Source organism: Opitutales bacterium (assembly GCA_013215165.1).
Classification (GTDB): Bacteria; Verrucomicrobiota; Verrucomicrobiia; order Opitutales; family JABSRG01; genus JABSRG01.
Genome location: JABSRG010000032.1, coordinates 23,107 through 38,781, shown reverse-complemented (window position 1 = coordinate 38,781; position 15,675 = coordinate 23,107). Strand labels below are relative to the sequence as shown.

Annotated in this window: 15 protein-coding genes and 1 tRNA gene; 6 read left to right on the top strand and 10 right to left on the bottom strand. The window is 52.7% G+C overall.

Features of this window, described 5'->3' with window-relative positions; translation table 11 throughout:
• Nucleotides 1-193 precede the first annotated feature (193 nt).
• Nucleotides 194-1,993 carry an SLC13 family permease gene (locus tag HRU10_08400; GenBank protein ID NRA27253.1) on the bottom strand — a complete coding sequence of 600 codons (1,800 nt, stop codon included), beginning with the start codon at nucleotides 1,991-1,993 and terminating at the stop codon, nucleotides 194-196.
• Between the two features lie 14 nt (nucleotides 1,994-2,007).
• Nucleotides 2,008-3,093 (bottom strand): prephenate dehydratase, encoded by a 1,086-nt coding sequence (gene pheA, locus HRU10_08395; protein NRA27252.1) that lies wholly within the window; start codon nucleotides 3,091-3,093, stop codon nucleotides 2,008-2,010.
• Between the two features lie 79 nt (nucleotides 3,094-3,172).
• Here pheA and hemL point away from each other — a divergent pair, with 79 nt between their 5' ends.
• Genes hemL through HRU10_08375 form a run of 4 tightly spaced genes read left to right on the top strand, consistent with a single transcriptional unit; the run spans nucleotide 3,173 to nucleotide 6,852 of the window.
• Entirely contained in the window at nucleotides 3,173-4,450 is a 1,278-nt protein-coding gene (hemL, locus tag HRU10_08390) for a glutamate-1-semialdehyde 2,1-aminomutase (protein ID NRA27251.1), read from the top strand.
• A gap of 43 nt (nucleotides 4,451-4,493) precedes the next feature.
• Nucleotides 4,494-4,730 carry an Arc family DNA-binding protein gene (locus HRU10_08385; protein NRA27250.1) on the top strand — a complete coding sequence of 79 codons (237 nt, stop codon included), beginning with the start codon at nucleotides 4,494-4,496 and terminating at the stop codon, nucleotides 4,728-4,730.
• On the top strand, nucleotides 4,727-5,116 hold the full coding sequence (locus HRU10_08380; protein ID NRA27249.1) for a type II toxin-antitoxin system VapC family toxin: 390 nt from the start codon (nucleotides 4,727-4,729) through the stop codon (nucleotides 5,114-5,116). Before HRU10_08385 ends, HRU10_08380 begins: the two co-directional genes overlap by 4 nt.
• Nucleotides 5,117-5,118: 2 nt before the next feature.
• Nucleotides 5,119-6,852, top strand: coding sequence for an ATP-dependent DNA ligase (locus tag HRU10_08375; protein NRA27248.1), 1,734 nt, complete (start codon nucleotides 5,119-5,121; stop codon nucleotides 6,850-6,852).
• Between the two features lie 159 nt (nucleotides 6,853-7,011).
• Here HRU10_08375 and HRU10_08370 read toward each other — a convergent pair whose 3' ends face one another.
• Together HRU10_08370 and HRU10_08365 are read right to left on the bottom strand one after the other, a co-directional pair.
• The gene (locus HRU10_08370) at nucleotides 7,012-7,668 is read right to left on the bottom strand and encodes a UDP-N-acetylglucosamine diphosphorylase (GenBank protein NRA27247.1); all 657 of its coding nucleotides are present in this window, start codon (nucleotides 7,666-7,668) and stop codon (nucleotides 7,012-7,014) included.
• A 15-nt stretch (nucleotides 7,669-7,683) separates the two neighbouring features.
• Nucleotides 7,684-7,759 (bottom strand) — tRNA-Gly (locus HRU10_08365).
• A 382-nt stretch (nucleotides 7,760-8,141) separates the two neighbouring features.
• Here HRU10_08365 and HRU10_08360 point away from each other — a divergent pair.
• Together HRU10_08360 and HRU10_08355 are read left to right on the top strand one after the other, a co-directional pair.
• Nucleotides 8,142-8,576: a GNAT family N-acetyltransferase gene (locus HRU10_08360; GenBank protein ID NRA27246.1), complete on the top strand. Its 435-nt coding sequence runs from the start codon at nucleotides 8,142-8,144 to the stop codon at nucleotides 8,574-8,576.
• A gap of 55 nt (nucleotides 8,577-8,631) precedes the next feature.
• Nucleotides 8,632-9,075 (top strand): GNAT family N-acetyltransferase, encoded by a 444-nt coding sequence (locus HRU10_08355; GenBank protein NRA27245.1) that lies wholly within the window; start codon nucleotides 8,632-8,634, stop codon nucleotides 9,073-9,075.
• Here HRU10_08355 and HRU10_08350 read toward each other — a convergent pair.
• The 6 genes from HRU10_08350 to ilvB all read right to left on the bottom strand — a co-directional run bounded on the left by HRU10_08350 (nucleotide 9,050) and on the right by ilvB (nucleotide 15,594).
• Nucleotides 9,050-10,429 carry a TIGR01777 family protein gene (locus HRU10_08350; GenBank protein ID NRA27244.1) on the bottom strand — a complete coding sequence of 460 codons (1,380 nt, stop codon included), beginning with the start codon at nucleotides 10,427-10,429 and terminating at the stop codon, nucleotides 9,050-9,052. The genes HRU10_08355 and HRU10_08350 overlap by 26 nt on opposite strands.
• An 18-nt stretch (nucleotides 10,430-10,447) precedes the next feature.
• On the bottom strand, nucleotides 10,448-11,134 hold the full coding sequence (locus tag HRU10_08345) for a hypothetical protein (GenBank protein ID NRA27243.1): 687 nt from the start codon (nucleotides 11,132-11,134) through the stop codon (nucleotides 10,448-10,450).
• Between the two features lie 144 nt (nucleotides 11,135-11,278).
• Nucleotides 11,279-12,235, bottom strand: coding sequence for a cysteine synthase A (gene cysK / locus HRU10_08340; GenBank protein ID NRA27242.1), 957 nt, complete (start codon nucleotides 12,233-12,235; stop codon nucleotides 11,279-11,281).
• A gap of 113 nt (nucleotides 12,236-12,348) precedes the next feature.
• A complete protein-coding gene (gene infA, locus HRU10_08335; protein NRA27241.1) occupies nucleotides 12,349-12,642 on the bottom strand; it encodes a translation initiation factor IF-1 in 294 nt (97 codons plus the stop codon).
• A 649-nt stretch (nucleotides 12,643-13,291) separates the two neighbouring features.
• Nucleotides 13,292-13,747 (bottom strand): GNAT family N-acetyltransferase, encoded by a 456-nt coding sequence (locus HRU10_08330; protein ID NRA27240.1) that lies wholly within the window; start codon nucleotides 13,745-13,747, stop codon nucleotides 13,292-13,294.
• A gap of 50 nt (nucleotides 13,748-13,797) precedes the next feature.
• Complete coding sequence (ilvB, locus tag HRU10_08325) at nucleotides 13,798-15,594, bottom strand: biosynthetic-type acetolactate synthase large subunit (GenBank protein NRA27239.1); 1,797 nt, start codon at nucleotides 15,592-15,594, stop codon at nucleotides 13,798-13,800.
• Between the last annotated feature and the right edge of the window lie 81 nt (nucleotides 15,595-15,675).

Here is a 15,675-nt window from a genome sequence, read left to right as displayed (position 1 = left end):
CTTTCTTAGCTGCCTTCATTGGTTTCGATTTCGTGTATGAAATGACAACCTATTTCAGGACGACACATCGTTGTCGTTTTCGTCTTCGTAATCGAAACCGCGCCGATTACGACAACGATCACGATAGCGACAACGAATCTGAATCACATATTTTGTATGAGACTCGTTGATTCGAAAAGGGTCTCTACGTTCCTTAAAATCCCCAAATCAGCGGCACCAAGAAGCAGCTGGCTGTGAAATACATTAGGTTAAGGGGAATGCCGATGCGGGCGAAATCGAAGAAGCGGTAGCCGCCCACGGAGTAGACATAAGTGTTGGTCTGATAGCCAATGGGTGTTGAAAAACTAGCACTCGAGGCGACGCAGGTAGCGATAACGAAAGGCCGTGGATCGGCCCCGATAGACTGAGCCAAGGAGATGGCCAAGGGAGCCATGATGACGATGGTCGCATTGTTGGAAAGGGTCTCTGTAAACAATATCGTCACGAAATAGAGGATAGCCAAAAGTACCCAAGGGTGTTCGCTCACACTAGTTATAAATCTGGCAATCAGCTCCGTCGTCCCCGTGGATTCCAAAGCCTGTCCAATCCCGAGCATGCCGTAAATGAGCATGAGGATGCCCCAGTCGATACTAGCGTAGCCATCCTTGGGCGTGATGATTCCGGAGAGGAACAAAATGCAGCAACCTAACAAAGTGCTGAGTACGATAGGTAACACGTTGAACGTCGCCAATCCCACGACAAGGGCAGCGGTCGACAAAACCAGCGGCATCTTACTTTCCATGCTGGCGTTGGGCGTGCGGGGCTTGTCGAGCAGCAGCACATCGTCACTTTTACGGAGATTTTCGATGGCGGGCTGAGTCCCCATCATGAGTAAAGTATCACCAAAGGTGAGCGGGGTAGAGTCCAGTTGTTCCCGGAGATTGCGGCCTTCGCGGTGCACGGCGACCACGACCATCCGAAAGCACTGACGGAAATGTGCTTCACGGATTGTTTGCCCAGCGATCGTGGACTTCGGTCCGATAACGCCCTCAACGATTTGTCCCTCATCCGATGCAATTTCTTCTAGCCCCACCTGATCATCGCCAAAGAGTTCCATGCCTTTGATACCCCTGGCTTGCGCTACGCCTGAAGGCCGGATGGCGAGCATCAGCCGGTCTCCCCCTTTGAGAACAAACGACTTATCTGTGATGCGATGTGGCACGCCGCGACGGATCACTTCGATGATGCGTACGCCGCGTTTTTTGTAGATCCCCGAGTCCGCTAAGGACGTGTCGACGAGCTCTGAGTGTTGAGGAACGAATGCCTCGGTGAAGTATTCTTGCCGCTCTTCTTCGGATAAAATTGAGGTGAGCATTTCACGGTTGGGCAGGAGCTTCCGACTGGCAAAAACGAGATAGATAGATCCTAGAAAAAATAATGGCAGACCGAGCTTCCCGATCTCAAACATCGCCAGCGGTTCGAGCCCGCTCTTTTCCATGATGTTACTCGCGAGAATATTCGTGCTCGTGCCCATCAAGGTGCAGGTGCCGCCGAAGATAGATGAGAACGACAGGGGGATAAGCAGCTTAGACGCCGGGACGTTCAAGTCTTTGGCCAGGGATAGAATGACGGGCAGTAGGACGACGACAACCGGTGTGTTATTGATGAACGCCGAAAGCGCCCCGACAACGAACATCATGAAGAGGAGAAATCCCGAAAAGCCGAGACGGGTCATTGGCCTGAGAATGCCTGCCAATCGATCAATAGCGCCACAACGCTCTAGCGCAGCACTGAGGATAAACATAAATGCGATCGTTAAGGGCGCGGGATTGGCGAAAACGGCGAGCGATTGATTTACATCCGGTAGCAGAGCTGAAGCACTGAAAGCCCCCGTCAACGTTAAGATCGCAAACGCAACGATCGCGGTGAGGTCCGTTGGGAGCTTTTCCCAGATAAAACTCGCGAGCGTAACTACGAGCAGTGAGCAGACAAATATGACTTCCCAGTCGACCATAAATAGAAGATCGCTCAAACTACACGCACATCGGGATAACTCCCCAGCCAATGTACAAACTGACACCGTGCTTCGAGCTCGCGCACCACATCCTGCACTTCTGGCTCATCGATATGACCGATAAAATCTACAAAGAAGAAATAGTCCCAAGACTTCCGACGCGTTGGGCACGACTCAATCTTACACATATTGATTCCACGTTTTGAGATGGTATCAAGCGCGGTTTGCAGGGCGCCGACTTCATCATTTATCGAAAATACGATACTTGTCCGGTCGCGACCCTTACCCAAGGCGGGGGTCTTACTTTTACCGATCACCAAAAAGCGGGTGCTATTGTCAACACGGTCCTGGATACAGCGTGCAGCCACCGCGACTCCGTTCATCTCACCGGCAAGCTCACTAGCGATCGCTGCACCCCCTTCGGTTTCTTTCGTCATCTGAACCCCCTTGGCTGTGCTCTCGACTTCCAGGTACTCGGCATCGGGCACGTTGCGGCGCAACCAATCACGGCATTGGCTAAAGGCCTGATCCTTAGAAAAAATCCGGGTGATCTTTTCTAACGGTTGATCACTCAACAAACAGTGCTCCACGCGGAGAAACACCTGGGCTATGATCTTGGCCTCACTATCAACCAGCATTTCCTGGGACTGGTTCACGACCCCGCCTGTCGAATTTTCGATAGGGAATACCCCATAATCTGCCTCACCCCGCTCCACCTCTAGAATTACATCCGGAATCGTTTTCATCGGGCGGTAATCCAGCGATGAGCCAAAGTTCTTCAATGCTGCCTGATGGGTGTAAGTTGCCTCCGGCCCTAAGTAAGCGATCACCAGTTTTTTCTCCAGTGAGATTGATGCAGAAATGATCTCCCGCCAAATCGATCGGATAGCGTCCTGAGGCAACGGTCCCTTATTGATATTGGACAGCTTTTCAAAAATGAGCTCCTCACGACTCGGCACATAAATTGCGCCCCCTTCGCGGTGTTTAATTTTCCCGACCTCACTAGCGAGGCGCACGCGTTCGTTGAGCCGCTCGATGATCTCGTTGTCGATTCGGTCGATATTCTGGCGTAGTCCAGCTAGCTGTTCATCAATATCCATGGTCCTGATAAGTGTCCCGAAACCCCGGCAGGGCATCAAGAGTTGAGGGATTTTAAATCTTGTACTTTATGAGAATGGAATGAAAATCTCTGATTCGCTCTTTGCCCGTGCTCAATCCGTTATTCCCGGCGGTGTCAATTCCCCTGTCCGCGCCTTCCGCAGCGTTGGCGGCACACCTTTCTTCACTGAGCGTGCCGACGGCGCGACGTTGACGACGGTGGATGGCGATCAGCTTGTCGATTTTGTCTGCACCTGGGGACCGGCAATCCATGGACATAATCCAGAGCCTGTGCGCATTGCTGTCGCCCATGCCCTGGAAAAGGGAACGAGCTTCGGCACCCCCAATCCCGACGAAGTGCCCATGGCTGAGTTTATCGTCAAACATGTGCCCTCCGTCGAAAAAGTTCGCATGTGCAATAGCGGCACCGAAGCAACCATGTCCTGCATCCGCCTCGCACGGGGATTTACCGGGCGCGACAAGATCATAAAATTTTCTGGATGCTACCATGGCCATGTCGACAGCTTACTTGTCTCAGCGGGATCGGGCGCATTGACGTTAGGTAATCCAGACAGCGCTGGCATACCCAAGAGCTTCGCGGCAGAAACCATTGTCCTTCCCTACAACGATTTCGATGCCCTGGATACCGCCTTCGCAGAATACCCAGACCAAATAGCGGGGATAATCGTGGAAGCTTACCCCGCCAATTGCTCACTCGTCTTACCCAAGCCTGGCTACATGCAAAAGCTCCGGGATGCCTGCAGCACTCAAGGCGCGTTGCTCATTATGGATGAGGTGATGACTGGATTTCGCATTGCCCTCGGCGGCGTCCAGGAGAAAGAGCAGATTACACCCGACCTTACAGCGATGGGCAAAATCATAGGAGGTGGCCTACCCGTGGGGGCCTTTGGCGGACGCAAAGACATCATGGCTCACCTCGCCCCTGAGGGTCCGGTCTACCAAGCCGGCACACTCAGCGGTAACCCGCTCGCGATGGCCGCGGGACTCGCGTCGATCGAAAAACTCCGCGATGAGCAGCCTTACCGCCTGCTCGATACACTCGGTAAACAAATCCAGTCTGCCGTGCTCGACGCCGCTTCTGTAAAAGGCTTGCCGGTTCAAGTGCCTCAGACCGGTTCGATGTTCGCTATCTTATTTACCGATAAACCGGTCGATTCCTTCGACGTCGTGCTGGGGAGTGATGCGGACAGGTTCAAACAACTCTTTCATGCCTGTCTCAAGCGCGGTGTCTACCTGCCTCCGTCGGCTTTCGAGACCTGCTTCATCTCTACCGCACACGCCCAAGGCGCTATCGATCAAGCCTGCGACGTCATCGGCGACGCGATTCGAGATATATGATGTTTTGGTTGATAGACATCAAAAAGACATCATTTTGGTGCTTGTGAACATCACTCTCAAAAATGTCCCCGAAGATCTGCACGACCAGCTAAAGAAATTTGCTCAGAAAGATGGGCGCAGCATGAACCGTACTGCTATCATGTTGCTACAGGAACAGTTGAGTGTCCCAAGCAATCAGAATTCTAAACTCCTTCAGCGTATTCGAGAAAGGCGAGATAGGCTCCCGGTATTGCTCGATGAAGCTTTCATTGAAAAAGCGAAAGCGCAGGGAAGGAAATGATCGTCGTCGATACTAACGTAATCGCCTATCTGATATTACCCTGCAAATATACCGAAGCAGTAGAGAGGTTGCGATCGACTGATGATGAATGGATCGCCCCTGATCTCTGGATTCACGAGATGCTGAGTATCCTCGTCCAAAACGAAAGGCATGGCCAATTGGAATCTTCAGATTGTATGGAAATCCTCGAGGATGCTCTAGCACTCATGAAGGAAAATACGCACACCGTGGCTCCAGAAAAAACACTACGAGTCGCGACACAAACAAACTGTTCTGCTTACGACTCCCAATTCATCGCATTGGCGCGTGATTTTGAGCTCAAGCTATACACTTTTGATCGAAAAGTACTTCGAAGCTGCCCAGACATCGCGATCAAACCTGAATAAACATGCAGCGTTTTGTTGAGCTTTTCCTAGCCCTGGACCGGTCCAACAAATCTAAGGATAAAACAGAGGCACTTACAGCTTTCTTTCTTGAAAGCCCAGCAGCGGATGCGGCTTGGGGGCTCTACTTCCTGTCGGGCAAGAAACTACCGGCGATCGCCAAGTCTAGCCAACTGCGCGCCTGGGCTGCTGATATTTCTGGACTGCCCAGCTGGCTCATCGAGCGGTGTTATGAAACCGCGGGCGATTTGGCTGAAACTCTGGCACTGCTACTCCCAACAAATGAGTTGGATAGCGCGACGGACGATTCACTTACCACGGTTGTCGAAAATCTGCTCATGCCGCTCGCCGCACGCGACGACGCTTCACGCCGCCAAGCCATTGTAAGCTTCTGGCAGACCCATGACTCCGATGCGCGCTTTGTATTTAACAAGCTCATGACTGGCGGCCTGCGCGTCGGAGTGAGCCGAACGACAGTCGAAAAGGCGGTGGCCCAAGCTCTAGACCTAGAGCCCACTCAGGTGGCCCATCGCCTTATGGGGCACTGGGAACCTACAGAAGCATTCTGGCATGGACTCGCGTCCGAGGATGCATCCAACGACCCAGCGCGCCCCTATCCGTTTTATCTTGCTAGCCCTATTGAGGAACGCTCCGTGCCGCGCGATGGCCAACAAGAGATGGATTGGTCCGACCGACTACGCGATTTGGGAAGCATCGAAGACTGGGCCCTCGAGTGGAAATGGGACGGTATTCGCGCTCAGCTCATCCGGCGACACGACACGATCATTCTGTGGTCCCGGGGTGAGGAAATGATCAACGACAGTTTCCCAGAAATCATCGAGGCAGCTCATTCACTCCCAGAAGGAACGGTAATCGATGGTGAAATTCTGGTATGGAGCCAAAAGGGACTTCATCCCTTCGCGGACCTCCAAAAGCGGATTGGGCGTAAGCAGATCAGCGACGCTATCCGAACGAAGTTGCCGACTTGCTTCCTCGCCTACGACCTACTGGAGCATTCGGGCGAAGACGTGCGCATCCAACCTCACACCGAACGCCATGCTCTTTTAGAAACTTTGCTCAATACCTGGGAGCCGCCGCGAGATGTGGGTGGAGCGGGCGAACAGTTGGATTTTTTTGAATCGATCTCAGATTCTATGTCCGAGATTTGCCCAGCACTGCGCCTATCAAATCCTGTGGGGGTCACATCCTGGGATGCGGCGCAAGAACTTCAGGCACAGAGCCGAGAGTTCGGCGTCGAAGGCTTCATTCTGAAACGCAAAGATGCCCCCTATAAACAGGGCCGTATCCGCGGCGATTGGTGGAAGTGGAAGATCGATCCATACACGATTGACTGCGTCATGCTCAACGCTCAGGCCGGCCATGGGCGTCGCGCTGGCCTCTACACAGATTTTACCTTTGGCGTCTGGCACGGAGACGAAATCGTCCCCATCACCAAGGCCTACTCCGGGCTAACCGACAAAGAATTCCGTGCCGTCGATACATGGATTAAATCGCACACCACCGCGCGCCGCGGCCCTATCCGCATGGTTGAACCTGAACTGGTGTTTGAGATAGCTTTTGAAGGTCTCCAGCGTTCATCGCGACATAAATCAGGCATCGCCTTCCGCTTTCCACGCATCGCCCGCTGGCGAACCGATAAGACACCTCAAGATGCTACGACCTTAGAAGAGGTCGAACGTTTGCTGGAAGGTACTGAGGTCGTTCGGCAGATGAATTAACAGCGGGTCAAAATCCAATCTATTCTTTTTTGATACATCTCGGGATCATCCAGAGCCACAACCGCGGCCGTCTCGGCGATCCAGCCCTACCGATGAGGGGAGGGGAGAATTAAAAGAGATAGGTAAGTTTTGCTGAAGTGTCCATATCTCTAGAACAGCTCACTCGACACGCCAATGCCCTTTAGCCAGATAGCCCTTGTGAACTACGCCGGTGAGGACTACCGCTTCCTTTCCTAAAATCGATCCGGGCTGGGCGACAGCGTTACAGCCGAGTTGGGCGCGGTCCCCCAGTATGGCTCCCAATTTACGCATACCGGTGTCGATTTTCTCACCGACGGCATCACGGACACCAATATTGCCACCATCCATGCGGAAGTTGGACAAAATCGCTCCAGCACCGAGGTGAGCTTGATTCCCTAGAATTGAATCACCCACGTAACTAAAATGGGGCACCTGGACCCCGTTCATAAGCAGGCAATTCTTGAACTCGCAGCTATTGCCCAAGACGCAACCCGCTCCAGTGATTACATTCCCACGGATAAATACGCCCGGCCTAAGCTCGCTGTTGGGACCGATCCACGCAGGCCCTTGAACGCTACCATATGGTGGCAGCTTCACAGAAGGATGAAGATAGACGGGACCCTCCACATGAAGACCCGCTGGCACGTCTGGAAGCGCCGGCCTACAATTCGCAAGTACTTTGGCCAAGGCCACACGGATTTGACTGACCCATAGCCACGGCTGGTCTGTAGGCATAAAAAAATCCCTGAACTCTTCTAGAGACTCAGGGAATTCAAACAAGTTATCTGTGTGCATGAACACTCCAAAAAATGGAGCGGGTGACGAGGCTCGAACCCGCGACCTCAACCTTGGCAAGGTTGCGCTCTACCAACTGAGCTACACCCGCAAAAAGCGAAAGGGTGGATAGAGCACTAGCTGCCAGCTTGGGTCAATAGGTTTTTCACAAAATTCAATTGTCAGGGTCTAATTGAGGGGACGTGGAGCGCGTCGGCATAGTGCAGAACCGGATCATGCATTAGTGCTATATTGGTCATTTTGTTCTCCGTCCAAAAACAGCGACACACCGCCGTAGAGTGCTCTGCATACATTCAGTTGTTTGGATTGTCTGATTTTAATTAGGCTATGGGTCACATCAAAGTGTGTCTCTCTAGTCATAGACGGCACACAAGTGCGGCGCTGCGCCGCCCCCGAAAGAGTGGTTGAATTGTTATGCGCTAATACAAAGAAAAGATTTCGACGCATTCGGAACGGCGATATTTCTCAAAACTATGAATTTTGGAGAGATCACCGCTCAGGACATACCGGAGCTATTTCGGGTGCGGATTGCTACTTGGCACAACAATCAAGGCGCAAAACAAATGAGTGCGCTCGGAATCACACATGAATCTGTCCGTGCGATGCTAGAATGTGGTTCGCATCGGGGCTGGTTGTGCGAAATCGATGGAATGGTTGTCGGCTTCACCATGGGAAATAAACTTACGGGTGAGATGTGGGTAATAGCTGTGCTGCAGGAGTATGAGGGTAGAGGCGTGGGCCGAAAGCTCATGGCACTCGTTGAGGACTGGCTCTGGTCAGAGGGCTGGAAAGAAATCTGGCTCACGACGGATCCTGACGAATCCGTTCGCGCCGTCGGCTTTTACCGGCGCCTCGGCTGGAAAGACTGGAAGCTCGATCGCGATCAGTATATGCGAAAACGCTGCTAGCAAAAAATAGGGACGCAACCCGCTTAGTTTATGATTCCATAGTCGTAGCCCACTTATGATCAATATTCAGTATCTCCCCGGCACCCTTTCTGAGTCAGAGCAATCCGTGGTCACCACAGGATTTACCAAGCTCTCCGAAGAACAACACGCACCCACTTATAGTGAAACATTCATTAAGTGGATTGGGAAGGACGACGAAGACGAGCTCAGGGCCGCGCTGACAGCAAAGGTTCTTTGGGACTGGCTGTATCTCGATGAGCTTTGGGTATGTCCCAGCAATCGAGGCAAAGGCCTGGGCAGAGCCCTTATGCATTCGGCGGAAAATTATGCCGCAACACACAGTCTCCAAGGTATCTGGTTATGGACTCAGAGCTGGCAAGCTGCTGACTTCTATAATCACTTGGGCTTCGAGGAATTCACGCGATTCCCCAACTTCCCGAAGGACCATGAACGCATTGGACTGAGGAAATTCCTTACAAACGACCCAACTCAAACTTAAGCGCGTCTTCGATTTCTGGAAAGCTCCAGCGGAAACCTGTTTGCTTAAGAACCGACGGCTCCACTTGTTGATCGATAAGGAGGGTCTCCGTAGCCATGTCCCCGAATACCAGTTTCAAGGGTGCAGCGGGTGTGGGCAGGAATGCCGGACGTTTGACCGCCTTTCCGAGTGCACGAGCAAAGCCGGCCTGAGTGACCGCACCTGGAGCAGTAAAGTTAACAGGACCGGAAATCTCAGGGTGCTGCATGCAGTGTTCTAGGGCATAAACGAGGTCCAATAGAGTAATCCAAGGCATGTAGGCTGCCTTATTGCCCAGCGGCCCTCCCGCGCCCACATTGAAAGCGGGTAGCATCTGCTTGAGCGCTCCACCTGCCGCAGACATGACAACGCCAAATCGCCCAGCGATCGTCCGCTTCGCCACGTCGTTTGTCATGGCCGCGGCTTCCCAGTCTCGGCATACTTCAGCTAAAAACCCGCTCCCCAAGGGCGATTCCTCTCCAAAAACGGATTCACCGCGGGGTCCATAATAACCTACCCCCGAGGCATTGATCCAAAGATCTGGCTCGATACCTCGATCTTTCATGAACGCCGACAAGACTTCAATGGGCCGTGTCCGTGATTCTATAATACGGCGACGCTTCTCTGTGGTCCAACGACCTATGATAGACTCACCAGCCAGATTGATCACCACCGCCACATCATTAGGTAAATCTTGAGCGACCCGACCCTCAGCAGGATCCCAATCATACATATCGAGTCCCGGCCATGGACTTTTACCAGACCGCGACAAACCAGCTACGCGATAACCACGCGTCTGTAGATACCCGGCCAATGCTTGACCAATGGTCCCCGTGATTCCAGCAATCAGCACGGTTCCATTTGTTATTGCTTTGCCCCATGCCTGACCGCGCATGAGGTCCTCTAGTGTCAGACGATGACGGTACGCAAAGACTCGGCTCAGCAAATCGCGTAAGAACGGCTCGCCCAGCCTTCCTATTGCACCTAGTGGAGCCTCGATTTCGAGCCGGTCATGCAGTGTTGAGAGCTTTTCGCTAATCGGCTCAAATACATGCCGGTGCTGCCAAGATTTAAACGGACCTTCCAAAAGGCGATCGGTAAAGAGTCGTCCCTGCTCGAATTCACCATGCTCAATCTCCCAGCGCTGTTCTAAGGGGCCTAGCTTCGTCTCGATGCTGACACATGCTCCTCGCTTAATGCCACCCTTGTGCGCCAACAGGTGCGTTTGCTGCCAAGGAGGGCGCAGACGAATAAAGGCCCCGGGGCGCTCATGCCATGCAAAGGCGGTCTCAGCAGAGACGGGAAGCTCAATAGACCGTTCAAATTTCACGCTCAAGTCTACACGCAAACACCGTTAAAATCCACTCAGGCTGGTCGCTACAGTCGACTTCTGCTCTTCCCGTCTCTCCTCTTGGGCCTCGGAATCGAATTTCACCAGAATATCAACCAGTTCCTTACGGATGAAGAGAGCTGAATCGCGCCGCGTAGAGCTAGGCCGTCCATCCCCCAGTCGAGCGAGAACGGATTGGTTATCTAGAGCATATTGATAGCGACCATCTGCCACGATTTCGGTCCCATCGGGTGTCCGCATGTTATTCAAACGCTGCCAGGTCGCACCGCCACGATTGACGACAAGAAGGCCATCCATCTCGAAGCTATTGATGTTTGTATTCCCGTTATTGACGATCCGGGAGTGTGATTCGGCCACGACAGTCCCGCGAAGGAAAATCGCATGGTAATGCCAACCGTTGAAACTTGCGGGGTTCTTCAATGTATTGGTGTTCACGCGCTTTCCATCAGCAGATTTCCAATAACTGGCTACCGCGATGGAGCCTCCCACTCCATCTGCTCTCAGCAATGCATTCAACGTTTTGCCAAGTGGGGACCGTTGTATCGGGCCGTCTACCTTATCATCTACTAACAGGCCACCTCCCTTGGAAGTAAGACGGGATTTGAGAGCAGATTTAGAGTCGCCGATACGTGCATGAATCACGTGGGTCGACAGGATCGAGGTGATCAGAATCAAGCAGAAGATCTTCATGAGGTGGGATAGAATTACTCGAACGGGGTAGTCTTTTTCGACGCGATTTAAAAAATATTAACACGTCCCATCGGAGGGAGTAGCAAAGAAAAAGCACCCGGAAAATACCGAGTGCTTTCCGAAATTTTTTGCCTATTTAATCGACTAGGCTGTCGCGGTAGCGACCTCAGCACGCACTTGCTCAGCCAACGCCGTCGAGAGATAACGCTCGGTGCAAGAACAGGCTACAGTGACGATATTTTTTCCAGCCATACCGGGTTGCTTAGCTAGCTCCATAGCAGCAAAGACATTAGCTCCTGTTGAAATACCGCCCGCGATACCGTCCAAAAGGGCCAATTTTCGAGCTGTCTCGAAGGCACTGTCATTGTCAACGCGAATTACATCGTCGATGATGTTAGTGTTACAGTTCCCAGGAACAAATCCCGCGCCTATCCCTTGAATCTTATGGGGACCAGGCTGGCCACCGGAAATCACTGGGCTATTTTCCGGCTCCACCGCAACAGTCTTAATTTCCTTGCGGCTTTTGATAACCTCGGAAACTCCCGTGATGGTGCCACCGGTTCCCACACCAGCGACGAAGGCATCAATCTTTCCTTCGGTTGCCGTCCAGATCTCTTCCGCCGTTGTTTTGCGGTGAATCTCGGGGTTAGCAGGATTTTCAAATTGTTGGGGCATGAAAGCTTTGTCGCCATTTTCCTCTAGGAGCTCTTCAGCGCGAGCGATGGCACCGGGCATCCCCTTCGGTCCCGGTGTCAAGACTACCTGAGCACCCAGCATTCGAAACAATACACGACGCTCGATCGACATCGTTTCTGGCATCGTCAAGATAAGCCGATAACCTTTAGCCGCACATACAAATGCGAGCGCGATTCCGGTGTTTCCCGACGTAGGCTCAATCACAACTGAATCGGGTTTGAGTAAACCAGCTTTTTCAGCTGCCTCAATCATAGCTACACCGATACGGTCCTTCACCGAGTTCAGCGGATTGAAGAATTCGCATTTAACATAGATGTTGGCATCGATGCCTTCAACGATGCGGTTCAACTTTACCAGGGGTGTATTCCCAACAGTCGCGAGAATATTTTGAGCGAGGAGTGACATGGTTTTCTTAAGTTAGGTTTTTTGGGTTTAGTGCTAAACAAGGCATAAAAAAAGGCCCTCGGTCCAGTCCGAAAGCCTGATTTTTAATAAATGCAAGCGATCTGCGGCACAGCCTACTTCTTCCTGCCGCGGTTTCTTGGGCCATAACTGCGAATCGGTGCATTTCGGTTCACGCGTGCATTCTTCTGGCGGTAGACGATACGAGCCTTGTTGATATCAGACGGTGTCATCTCCATCTTCACAATATCGCCCGTGGTGATCTTGATAAAATTCTTGCGCAACTTACCAGAAATGTGTGCGAGCACTTGATGGCCGTTTTCCAGCTCCACTCGGAACATCGTTCCCGGAAGAACCGAGACGATCTTCCCTTCGACTTCTACATACTGTTCGTTCTCTTCTCGCGCCATAAGTAAAAACGACAAAAAGTTCAAATAATGACCTTCGAGTCAAGCCGTGAAGCACCACGAGCAGTCATCGGGGGGGCAATTGAAAGGACGGGGAGTTTTGCCAGTTGTCGCTCCTCGGCTCCGGTGGTTGTAAGTTGAGGCGCTCTGTCGCCTCGTCCCCTACGGTGTGGATCGAAGCAACGGTCTGCGCCCCGACAGAGCGGGACGACTACAACAAAGGCAGTTGGGGACATGTCCCCGCTATTTCAATTACACCCAATAAATCTGAATCGAATCAGTGATATAGGTATGAAGTGTTACAGCTTATCACGAATCGTCTGGCTGATTTTGTCGTTCGTAAACCCGCTCTGAGCCGATATGCATGCGAGTAGAGAATGGGTATTTCAGGATGGATCTAGGATCGAGTTGGAATTTGCCAACGCCTACAGGACCGGCTCAAAACTATGTAGACTTGTTGAGGCGATTAGAAAATGCCGGGTGGAGGTGGGCAGGTCTGGTATCGACTCTGATCCAGACGCAAGATCAATCCACAGCGAGGATTACTTTCGTCATATATTTCGCAAAGAGAGACTGTTTTTGGCATCAATAAAAATCAGACCCCTCGATGCTTTTCGAAAGACTTCGGCATGACTCAGCTTAGCCGCGTGGTTTAACCCAACATCCAGCGGTAGCGGCGTTTGTGGGTCATGCCACGGGTGTGTCTGAGGAAGTGGTCTCGGGGGATTTCGACGGTGTTTAGGTAGGTGGCTCCGATTTTATCGAGAACGCGGCGTGATGCCCTGTTTTCAGGGTCGCAGGTGATGATGACTTCGGCTTTATATCGCGCCAATTGATTGCGTAATGCTCTGCAGGCATTGGTGGCGTGGTCTTGCCCGCGATACGGGGCATCGATGCCATAGCCGATATGGCCAGCGTAGCGATGCAGTTGCTCGGTGTCGCCGTGGCGATAGGATACAGAGCCGACTCGGCTTCCGGTAATGGCAAAGAATACGCCAAAACGCACTGCTGGCACGATGTCCCGGTCCGGCTCGGCTGCAAAGCTGCGCTCGAGCCGAACGGTGGTGTTTGCATGGTGCAGTATGCCTGGATCGACGAAGGGCTGCATGGGGCTCAAGGTGGGTGTGCCTGGTGCCCGCTGAGCACGCCCGAATGCATCTATTTATTCTCCGGTCCTGAAGTAATGAGGATCTCACGGGCAGATTTACCCTGCTGTATCATAGGCAATACGTGCTCCGTGTAAGGCACGACGATGTCAAGGACGTAAGGGCCGTCATGCTCAAGCATTTCGCGAATTGCTTCGCGTAGGGATTCCCGCCTTACGACGCGGCGCGCTTTTACGCCAAATCCTTCGGCAATCTTCACAAAATCAGGGTAGAGGCCTTCGATGTTATCGGGCCCCCCAATGTTTTCTGGGTCACCCAGAATGGTCTGCCCTCGAACGCTCTCATAGAGGAGGTCTTCCCATTGAACCACCATCCCGAGGTGTTGGTTGTTGATGATGATTGTTTTGGCGTTGATCTTCTCGATGGCCGCTGCCGCTAACTCTTGGACGTTCATGAGGAAGCAGCCGTCACCATCGATGTTAATGACTTCTTTGCCGGGGCACGCTACTTTTGCGCCCAATGCTGCAGGCAGGCCGAATCCCATCGTGCCGAGCCCGAGCGAACTGATGTAGCGGCGCGGTTCGTTGAATTTATAAAATTGAGCTGCCCACATTTGGTGCTGGCCGACACCGGTCGTGATGATGGCATCACCCTGGGTTTCCTGGTAGAGTACATCAATCGCCTCTTGGGGGAGGATGTGCTCATTTGCCTCATATTTGAAGGGGTGCTCTGTTTTCCAAGACTGTATGGTTTGCATCCATTTTGCGTAGGGCAGAGCAGCTTTGCCGCGTTGATCGAACAGCGTGTCCAAGCGACTCAGGGCATACTTGATGTCTGTATGGATCGGGTAGTGAGCCGGTTTGTTTTTATTGTGCTCGGAGCGATCGATATCGAAGTGAACGATGGTCGCATCAGGGGCAAACTTGGATACCAAGCCGGTAATACGGTCGTCGAAGCGGGCTCCCGCGCAGATAAGTAAGTCACTCTCTAGAACGGCCCAATTTCCGGCAACCGTGCCGTGCATGCCGAACCAATAGAGCGATTGCTCTTCCTCGGCGGGAAATGCTCCGAGCCCCATGAGCGTGGAGGCTACAGGGATGTTGGTTTTTCGAGCGAAGGTGCGCAGGGCTTCGACCGCGTCTGCCGAAATAATGCCACCCCCTGTGTAAAGGACGGGACGCTCAGCTTTTTCAATGAGATCGAGCACTTGCTCTAGCTCTTCGTCGCTGGCATGAGGGGGATTGATGAGACCCGGGAGATCGATTGATATGTCGAAGTCAGGTTCGAAGATCTTTTGCTGAACATCTTTGGGGATGTCGATGACGACAGGACCCGGTCGACCGCTAACTGCGATATGGAATGCTTCCTTGATGGCCTGGACCAGGTCGTCCTCATTCAGCACCAAGTAAGAATGCTTCACGATGGGGAGGGTTATTCCGATGAAGTCGGTCTCTTGAAATGCGCTCTTCCCAATGAATTGTTGGTAGACTTGACCTGTGATCGCGACGAGAGGAATCGAGTCCATGTAGGCATCGGCGATACACGTGACTAGGTTGGTTGCCCCAGGGCCGCTCGTTGCCATGCAGACACCCGCTTTGCCTGTGGCGCGCGCGTAGCCATGTGCCATAAAGCCTCCTCCTTGCTCAAAACGGGGTAAGATCGTGCGAATTGTATCTTCGCGGCGAACGAGCGCCTGGTGCAGCTCAAGTGAAGCACCTCCGGGGTAGGCAAACACCACATCCACACCTTCGCGAATGAGGGCTTCGACGACGACGTCGGCACCTTTCATGGAGGTGGGCTGGGCCTGCTTCGCAGCAGGATCGGCTGTGGATGTATTTGAGTTGCTCATGGTTAGTTTGGCTGGGTTAGTGAAAATTGGGTAGCCGGAAGGAGGGCCGGTTTGCGGGTTCCGGGAGTCGCTGTATTGCCG

What these genes read in the sequence shown, in the direction of transcription:
- HRU10_08400 (NRA27253.1), bottom strand. Translation starts at nt 1,993, where the DNA reads ATGGTCGACTGGGAAGTCATATTTGTCTGCTCACTGCTCGTAGTTACG.
- pheA (NRA27252.1), bottom strand. Translation starts at nt 3,093, where the DNA reads ATGGATATTGATGAACAGCTAGCTGGACTACGCCAGAATATCGACCGA.
- hemL (NRA27251.1), top strand. Translation starts at nt 3,173, where the DNA reads ATGAAAATCTCTGATTCGCTCTTTGCCCGTGCTCAATCCGTTATTCCC.
- HRU10_08380 (NRA27249.1), top strand. Translation starts at nt 4,727, where the DNA reads ATGATCGTCGTCGATACTAACGTAATCGCCTATCTGATATTACCCTGC.
- HRU10_08375 (NRA27248.1), top strand. Translation starts at nt 5,119, where the DNA reads ATGCAGCGTTTTGTTGAGCTTTTCCTAGCCCTGGACCGGTCCAACAAA.
- HRU10_08370 (NRA27247.1), bottom strand. Translation starts at nt 7,668, where the DNA reads ATGCACACAGATAACTTGTTTGAATTCCCTGAGTCTCTAGAAGAGTTC.
- HRU10_08360 (NRA27246.1), top strand. Translation starts at nt 8,142, where the DNA reads ATGAATTTTGGAGAGATCACCGCTCAGGACATACCGGAGCTATTTCGG.
- HRU10_08355 (NRA27245.1), top strand. Translation starts at nt 8,632, where the DNA reads ATGATCAATATTCAGTATCTCCCCGGCACCCTTTCTGAGTCAGAGCAA.
- HRU10_08345 (NRA27243.1), bottom strand. Translation starts at nt 11,134, where the DNA reads ATGAAGATCTTCTGCTTGATTCTGATCACCTCGATCCTGTCGACCCAC.
- cysK (NRA27242.1), bottom strand. Translation starts at nt 12,235, where the DNA reads ATGTCACTCCTCGCTCAAAATATTCTCGCGACTGTTGGGAATACACCC.
- infA (NRA27241.1), bottom strand. Translation starts at nt 12,642, where the DNA reads ATGGCGCGAGAAGAGAACGAACAGTATGTAGAAGTCGAAGGGAAGATC.
- HRU10_08330 (NRA27240.1), bottom strand. Translation starts at nt 13,747, where the DNA reads ATGCAGCCCTTCGTCGATCCAGGCATACTGCACCATGCAAACACCACC.
- ilvB (NRA27239.1), bottom strand. Translation starts at nt 15,594, where the DNA reads ATGAGCAACTCAAATACATCCACAGCCGATCCTGCTGCGAAGCAGGCC.